This window comes from Pseudomonas sp. PME37.24/025 (genome assembly GCF_055556615.1).
This window is the reverse complement of the sequence record NZ_JBVHNK010000042.1, coordinates 1-445: the sequence shown is the minus strand read 5'-3', so window position 1 is coordinate 445 and position 445 is coordinate 1. Positions and strand designations below refer to the sequence as shown.

Here is a 445-nt window from a genome sequence, read left to right as displayed (position 1 = left end):
GCGCGCGCGACACGCAGGAATCGCGCTCGCACGTCGCTCCCCCCGTGGAGCGCCTCGCGTACATCGGCGGCAAGCTGCCGGAAACCCGACTCGGCGAGAGCGTCGAGCAACGCCTGCCGATTGACGAAATGACTTCGAGGCGCGCCATGGCTGACTCCGGCACGGCGAGCGAGATCACGCAACGACAGTCCATCGACGCCGACCTCGCGGAGCACCGAGACCGCCTCCTCGAGGAGCACGGCACGGAGGTTGCCGTGATGGAAGGGCCGATCGGACACGGGGGCATCTTATCGCGAACTAGACATTGACTATATTCTAGGCAGTGTCTAGTGTCGAGTCATGACTTCTCGGCAGACCCTCCTCGTCCTCGGCGCAACCGGCCAGACGGGACGCCACTTCACCCGCCTCGCCCTCGACGCCGGATTCCACGTCCGAGCCCTCGCCC

General features: G+C 66.3%; 2 protein-coding genes. Both read left to right on the top strand.

Annotated elements, in window-relative coordinates:
* A partial coding sequence (locus ACZ3HH_RS29400; protein WP_465810020.1) for a hypothetical protein occupies positions 1-308 on the top strand: 308 nt, incomplete at its 5' end.
* 31 nt (positions 309-339) lie between these two features.
* The coding region (locus ACZ3HH_RS29395; RefSeq protein ID WP_465810022.1) for an NmrA family NAD(P)-binding protein at positions 340-445 on the top strand (106 nt) is incomplete at its 3' end.